Origin of the sequence: Roseovarius lutimaris (genome assembly GCF_900115165.1) — a bacterium.
GTDB classification, from domain to species: domain Bacteria; phylum Pseudomonadota; class Alphaproteobacteria; order Rhodobacterales; family Rhodobacteraceae; genus Roseovarius; species Roseovarius lutimaris.
The window spans coordinates 205,331-211,887 of sequence record NZ_FOVP01000005.1 but is presented as its reverse complement, the minus strand read 5'-3'; the positions used below and the strand labels follow the sequence as shown (position 1 = coordinate 211,887).

Annotated in this window: 7 protein-coding genes; 6 read left to right on the top strand and 1 reads right to left on the bottom strand. The window is 61.9% G+C overall.

The window, feature by feature from the left end; all coding sequences use genetic code 11:
- Together BMZ91_RS06385 and BMZ91_RS06380 are read left to right on the top strand one after the other, a co-directional pair.
- Positions 1-278 (top strand): NAD(P)(+) transhydrogenase (Re/Si-specific) subunit beta (locus BMZ91_RS06385; protein WP_143076305.1); only part of this gene is annotated, 278 nt, incomplete at its 5' end.
- 226 nt (positions 279-504) lie between these two features.
- Positions 505-1,785 carry a DUF3422 family protein gene (locus BMZ91_RS06380; RefSeq protein WP_092835880.1) on the top strand — a complete coding sequence of 427 codons (1,281 nt, stop codon included), beginning with the start codon at positions 505-507 and terminating at the stop codon, positions 1,783-1,785.
- Positions 1,786-1,822: 37 nt separating this feature from the next.
- Here BMZ91_RS06380 and BMZ91_RS06375 read toward each other — a convergent pair whose 3' ends face one another.
- Positions 1,823-3,139, bottom strand: a complete 1,317-nt coding sequence (locus BMZ91_RS06375; RefSeq protein WP_092835878.1) for a serine hydroxymethyltransferase — start codon at positions 3,137-3,139, stop codon at positions 1,823-1,825.
- Between the two features lie 103 nt (positions 3,140-3,242).
- Here BMZ91_RS06375 and BMZ91_RS06370 point away from each other — a divergent pair, with 103 nt between their 5' ends.
- The 4 genes from BMZ91_RS06370 (at position 3,243) to nusB (ending at position 6,403) form a co-directional block, all read left to right on the top strand.
- Entirely contained in the window at positions 3,243-4,124 is an 882-nt protein-coding gene (locus BMZ91_RS06370) for a LysR family transcriptional regulator (protein WP_092835876.1), read from the top strand.
- Between the two features lie 79 nt (positions 4,125-4,203).
- Positions 4,204-5,352, top strand: coding sequence for a 3,4-dihydroxy-2-butanone-4-phosphate synthase (ribB, locus tag BMZ91_RS06365; RefSeq protein ID WP_092835874.1), 1,149 nt, complete (start codon positions 4,204-4,206; stop codon positions 5,350-5,352).
- Between the two features lie 11 nt (positions 5,353-5,363).
- Positions 5,364-5,909, top strand: a complete 546-nt coding sequence (locus BMZ91_RS06360) for a 6,7-dimethyl-8-ribityllumazine synthase (RefSeq protein ID WP_092835872.1) — start codon at positions 5,364-5,366, stop codon at positions 5,907-5,909.
- Positions 5,906-6,403 (top strand): transcription antitermination factor NusB, encoded by a 498-nt coding sequence (nusB, locus tag BMZ91_RS06355; RefSeq protein ID WP_092835870.1) that lies wholly within the window; start codon positions 5,906-5,908, stop codon positions 6,401-6,403. Before BMZ91_RS06360 ends, nusB begins: the two co-directional genes overlap by 4 nt.
- The last annotated feature ends 154 nt before the right edge of the window (positions 6,404-6,557 follow it).

Here is a 6,557-nt window from a genome sequence, read left to right as displayed (position 1 = left end):
TGGACGAGATCAACGAGGATTTCCCCGACACCGATGTGGCGATCGTCATCGGCTCGAACGACATCGTGAACCCGGCCGCGCAGGAAGACCCCAACAGCCCGATCGCCGGCATGCCGGTGCTGGAATGCTGGAAAGCCAAACAGGTGTTCGTCAGCAAACGCGGCCAGGGCACCGGATACTCGGGCATCGAAAACCCGCTGTTCTACAAGGAAAACACCCGCATGTTCTATGGCGACGCCAAGGACAGCGTGTCGAGCCTGTTGGCGAAAATCGACTGATCGCGGTTCTTCGTGGATCACGAAAGGGGGCGCTCCGACCGGGGCGCCCCTTGTTCATCCGGTGGCGCGTGGCGGGAGCGGCGGGAATTGAGTATTTTTGCCAAGAAGAAGCCCGAAGTCCGTGCAGTATACCGATGTGTGCCGCTAAATCATTGGAATCGAGGGAAAAACCCTTTTGCGTGGCTGGCAGGTCGGCTATGAAGCCGGGGAATAAGGAGATCGGAAAATGCCCCCGATAGAGGATCATCCCCTGCGCTATGAGCTGGCCAATGAGCTGCACGCGCGCCCGTTTCCCTCGCTGAGCGCGCCTTGTACCGCCGCCTACCTCGCAATCAAACAGCCCCATGATGCCGCCAAGCGGGACCGCGCCGCGGATCTGGCGCATCTGACTGCCTTGCTTGATCGCTATGGGGCGAGTCATCCGCAACCCGGTGCCACGCATTATTCCGGGCAGATCGGGCGGCATGTTCTGAAATGGGAAAGCCACACCGAATTCGTGACCTACACGGTCTTTACCGAAGGGGTCAGCACGCGCCCCTTTGATCCGGCCGATTTCGAGGTCTTCCCCACCGACTGGCTTGCCAGGTCTCCGGGGATGCGGGTGACCTCTGCGCTGATCCGGGTGACGCCGTGGGAAAACAAGGACCGGACCCGCGAAGATACCGATCAGTGGTTTGTCTCTGAAAGCGTGGCGGTAGCACGGGTGCTTGATGATGCTGCGGTGATCGTGGGGGATTTTCGTATTGATACGGCGGGGCATCTGCGATTTTCGGTCAATGTTGCCCCAGGCACCGGGGCGCGCCGGATCGGTCGTATCGTCCAGCGCCTGTGCGAGATTGAAACCTATAAGTCGATGTCGATGCTCGGCTTTGCGCGGGTGCGCGAAATGGGCCGCCAGATGGGCGAGACCGACAGCCAGCTGAGCCGCCTGATCGGCGATATGACGGGGGGGGCACAACCGGCCGAGGACACCCTGCAAGACCTGCTGCGGGTGTCAGCCGAGCTTGAATCGCTGGTGGCGCAGTCGTCGTTTCGTTTTGGGGCTACGGCGGCTTATGAACAGATCGTCAATCAACGCATCAGCGTGCTGCGCGAGGACCGCTTTGAGGGCCGTCAGACATTCGCCGAATTCATGATGCGCCGCTATGAACCCGCGATGCGCACGGTGCGCGCCACCAAGGAGCGGCTGGATGCGATGGCGGACCGCGCGATGCGCGCGGGCGAATTGTTGCGCACAAGGGTGGATGTAGAGCGCAGCGCGCAAAACCAGGCTCTGCTGGAAAGCATGGACAAGCGCGCCGATCTGCAACTGCGCCTGCAACGCACGGTCGAGGGGCTTTCGGTGGTTGCGATCAGCTATTACGCGGTGTCGCTTGCGGGCTATCTGCTTTATCCGCTGACCGGGGTGCTGGGGCTGAGCAAGGGCATGATCACCGCCGCCGTGACCCTGCCGGTGGTTGGCTTCGTGTGGTGGATGGTGCAACGTATTCGCAAGAAATTGCACTGAGACGTCGCGCGCGCCTTTGCGGAGCGCGCGCAGTGCTTCAGGTGATGTAATGCAGGCGGTCAAATTCCTGCCGCCAGGCCGACACTTCGGGTAAAAGCACGGCGGCGTCATTGCCGCGCAGCGCCTGTGCGATAAGCGCGGCCATGCGTGGGGCGTCATCCGGGGTAAACCCCCACCGCACCAGTTCTGGCGTGCCAATCCGCAGGCCGTTCATGTCGCCCGCAACCGGATCAATCGGAAGCCCGATGCCACAGGCCAGAAATCCGGCCTTGCGCAGGGTTTTCGATGCGGCCTGTCCGCCGCCAAACCCGGCGGCGGCAATCGCGAACTGATGCGAATTGGTGGCTCCCTGCGCGCCCTTGAACACCGGCAGCCCCTCGGCCTCAAGCGCTGCCGCCAAGGCCTGCGCCACGGCCACCATCTGCGCGGCATAGGCCACGCCATGGGTGCGCCAATCCAGCAGGGTCACAGCCAAAGCCGCCGATTTGGCCGCATCGAAATTGGCCGTCATACCCGGAAAAGCGATCGCATCAAGGCGTTCGGCAAGGGCGGCGTCATTGCTCACGATCAATCCCCCCGCCGGGCCGCCAAGGCTTTTATAGGTGCTCATCGTCATCATATGCGCGCCCTCGGCCAGAGGGTTGCGCCAGGCGCGCCCTGCGATGATGCCGCATTGATGGGCCGCGTCAAACAGCAGTTTTGCGCCCACCTCATCGGCAATCGCGCGCACCTCGCGCACCGGATGCTCGAAGAGATTGAGGCTTGCGCCAAGCGTGATCAGTTTGGGGCGTTCCTTGCGCGCCAACTCGGCCAAACCGGCCAGATCGACGGTATAGCCATCTGCATCGACCGGCGCCTCGATGATCCGCAAGCCATAAAGCCCGGCACAGCCGCCCATATGATGCGTCACATGCCCGCCGATGCTGGCGGGGGGCGCGATGATCGTATCGCCCGGTTTGCAGGTGGCCATAAAGCCGTAGAGATTGGCAATCGCCCCCGAGGGCACGCGGATTTCGGCAAATTCGGCTTCGAACACCTCGGCGGCGAGGGTGGCGGCGATCACCTCGATCTCTTCAATGGCCTCAAGCCCCATTTCGTATTTATCCCCCGGATAGCCAAGCGAGGGTCGCGAGCCGATGCCGCTGGCCAACAGCGCCTCGGCGCGCGGGTTCATCACGTTGGTGGCGGGGTTGAGGTTGAAACACTCGGCCTCATGAATGTGGCGGTTATCGGCGGCAAGCGCCTCGATCCGGGCGGCGATGCTGGCGCTGTCCTCGGCATCTGTGCGCGTGGCGAGGGTTTGAACAAGGTCTTCGCAGGGGGCAGGCACCCAAGGGCGGCGGGCCAATGTCATTGTGAAATCTCCCAGACTGGTTTGGGTCAATCTGCCCCGGCGCGGCTTGTGTGCGCAAACCAGAATATGTAAAAATCAGCTTAGAAAAACTAAGGCTAGAAAAATGTCAGTTTCCCCGCCGCGCCCCAAGGGGCCGCCGCTGAACGCCCTGCGCGCCTTTGAGGCCGCCGCCCGGCTAGGCGGCTTTGCCAATGCCGCAGACGAGCTTTGCGTGACGCCGGGCGCCGTGTCGCAACACATCAAGGCGCTTGAAGATTGGATCGGTGCCGATCTGTTCGAGCGCCGCTCGCAGGGCGTGCGCCTGAGCGCCTTTGGTGCCGAGGTCGCGCCCGGCTTTGCCCTGGCTTTCGATGCAATGGGCGCGGCGGTGCATGGCATGCGCAGCGCCGCGCGGCACAAGACGCTGCATATTGCGGCCCTGCCGAGTGTGGCGCAACTTTGGTTGTCACCGCGCTTGCCAAAAGTGCGCGTCGCCTTGCCAGAGCTAAGCATTTCGGTCTCGGCGGTTGAGGCCCCGCCAAATCTGGCGCGCGAATTGTTTGACCTTAGCCTGTTCATCCGCCGCCCCACCGGGCGCGCGCGCGAAACCGTGCTGGCCAGAGATGTGATCTTTCCCGTCTGTACGCCGGTGATTGCCGCGCGGCTCGAGACCCCTGCTGACCTTATGCATCAGACGCTGTTGCATGATGCGCTCTGGCCCGGCGATTGGGCGCTTTGGGGTGGGGTGGCGCTGCCCGATCATAAGCTGCCCGACAAGGGCCCACACTTTTCGCTTTACAGCATTGCCCTGGAAGAGGCGCGCAACGGGGCGGGTGTTCTGATGGGGCATCAATCGCTGGTGGAGGCCGCGCTTGCCTCTGGTGATCTGGTCGCGCCGTTTGCGGCCAAGGTCGAAACCGGCAAGGCCTTGGTGCTTGAGCGGGCGGGCTTTGAGGCGGGGCCAAATCACCTGGCGCAGGTTCTGAGGTTGCTGCAAGAGGCGTAATCTGCACCATTCACCTCTGGCCAATGCCGCCCGGCTGCGCTATCCGGGCCGGGCTATGCAAGCGAGAAGGGGGCACCTGATGTCCGACACTGTGCCATTTGAAAAGCCCGGCCCTGTCGAGGCCACTTTAAAAGGCGCGATTGCGCCCACCGAAGAGATCATCGCCGAGGCGCGCGCCGGGCGGATGTTCATTCTTGTCGATCACGAGGATCGTGAGAATGAAGGCGATCTTGTGATTGCCGCCGAATTTGCCACGCCCGAAGCGATCAACTTCATGGCCAGGCATGGGCGCGGGCTGATTTGCCTTCCGATGACCTCAGAGCGGATCGACCGGCTTGGCCTGCCGATGATGGCGGTCAATAATTCGTCGCGTCATGAGACCCCGTTTACCGTTTCGATCGAAGCGCGGGAGGGTGTCAGCACCGGCATTTCCGCTCATGACCGCGCCCACACGGTTGCAACCGCGATCAACGAACAGAACACCATGGCCAGCCTCGCCACGCCGGGCCATATCTTTCCGCTGCGCGCGCGCCGGGGCGGGGTGTTGATCCGCGCAGGCCATACCGAGGCAGCCGTCGATATTTCGCGACTGGCCGGGTTGAACCCCTCGGGCGTGATCTGCGAGATCATGAAGGACGACGGCAGCATGGCGCGGCTGCCTGACCTGATCACTTTTGCACAGACGCATGGCATGAAAATCGGCACGATTTCGGATCTGATTGCCTATCGCCACAAGCATGACAACTTGATCACCGAAGTGCGCCGCGAGACGGTTCAGTCAAGTCATGGAGGCGCCTGGGATATGCGGATTTTCGCGGATCAGATCACCGGCACCGAGCATGTTGCGTTGATCAAGGGCGATATCACCGATGGCAAGCCGGTTCTGGCACGCACCCATGCGCTTGACGCGCTTGAAGATGTGCTTGGCATTGGCCTCGCGGCCTCTGAGGAGGGCGGGCCGACCGGCAAGCTGCCGCGCGCGATGGAGAACATCGCGGCCGAGGGCCGTGGCGCGGTGTTCCTGTTTCGCCAGCCCCGCCCCAAGCTTTCGGGCGAGATGGAGGATGACGACACCCCCCGCACGATCAAGCAAACCGGCCTTGGGGCGCAGATCATGTCGACCATGGGCGTGCATGAGTTGATCCTGCTGACCGATAGCCCCAAGACCCGGTATCTTGGCCTTGATGCCTATGGCATTTCCATCATTGGCACCCGCCCCATCACATAGGTTGATCCCAAATGGCCGAAAAAGAATACACCCTGCCGCGCGCCGAATTTGACAAGCCGGTCAAGATATTGATCGTGGTGGCGCCGTTTTATCGCGATATCGCCGACAATCTGATCGCCGGTGCACAGGCGGAAATCGAAGCTTCTGGCGGCACCTGGGAGCTGGTCGAAGTGCCCGGTGCGCTGGAACTGCCCACCGCCATCGGCATTGCCGAGCGGATGTCGAACTTTGACGGCTATGTGGCGCTTGGCTGTGTGATCCGAGGCGAGACGACCCATTACGAAACCGTCTGTAACGACAGCTCGCGTGGGATCACTCTGCTCGGGCTTCAGGGGTTGTGCATCGGCAATGGCATCCTGACGGTTGAAACCCGCGCCCAGGCCGCGGTGCGCGCCGATCCGGGCGCGATGAACAAAGGGGCAGGGGCGGCAGCCGCAGCCTTGCATCTTATCGCGCTCAGCCGTAAGTGGGGCGCCTCGCGCAAGGGCGTTGGGTTTGTTCCCTCGACCAAAGAATACAAGCTGGCAGGCGAGCCGAAGGATACCCCCAAAGCATGACGAGCCCCGATCCCGACAATATTGGCCCGGTCTCTGGTAACCAGAAACGCAAGATGCGCTCCGCGGCGCGTCTTTATGCGGTGCAGGCGTTGTTTCAGATGGAGCATTCAAACCAGACCGTCGATGCGGTCATTGAGGAATTCCTTGAACACCGGTTCGGGGCAGAGGTGGATGACGGTGTGGACATGGCCGAGGGCGATGTTGATCTCTTTCGCAAGCTGCTTGGGGATTCGGTCAACTGGCAGGCGTCGATTGACCAGATGACAGACCGCGCGCTTGTGGCCAAATGGCCGATTGCGCGGATTGATCCGACCCTGCGTGCCCTGTTTCGCGCAGCGGGCGCCGAAATGACCCAGTCCGATACGCCGCCGCGCGTGGTGATCATGGAATACGTCGATGTAGCCAAGGCGTTTTATCCGGAGGGCAAGGAACCTAAATTCGTGAATGCGGTTCTTGATTTCATGGCGCATGAGGCCAAACCGCAGGGCTTTTGACACTTCGGGTTTTTCCAAACGGAGCGCGTCGGGACGCGCGCATTTATGGTCATTGAATGAGGGGCGCTGCCCCTCAAACTCCCCGGGATACTTTCGGCCAGAAGAAGGTAGAAAAGCCACTTCTGTTTCTTCTGGCTTTAAATATCCCCGCCAG